This is a genomic window from Polaribacter sp. 2405UD43-2 (assembly GCF_058147125.1).
Genome location: NZ_JBYVJX010000117.1, coordinates 1 through 233 on the forward strand (window position 1 = coordinate 1; position 233 = coordinate 233).

Below are 233 nucleotides of genomic sequence, written 5' to 3' on the forward strand. Positions count from 1 at the left end.
GCTTTATGGGAGTAACTTTAAACACAATGGTACTATTCTCTCTCGTTATTGCTCTTGGAATGTTAGTTGATAATTGAATTGTGGTCGTAGAAAATGTCTATCGTTTAATGGATGAAGGTTATTCTAGAATACAAGCTACAAGATTGGGTGTAGGTGAAGTTGCAATGCCAATTATTGCGTCTACTACAACAACATTGGCTGCATTTTTTCCTTTAATGCTTTGGGAAGGAATT

At 35.6% G+C, this 233-nt stretch carries 1 pseudogene; it reads left to right on the forward strand.

Annotation, left to right across the window (positions count from 1 at the left end):
* Nucleotides 1-233 (forward strand): annotated as a pseudogene (locus ACY2RX_RS14975) (efflux RND transporter permease subunit); the annotation flags it as partial.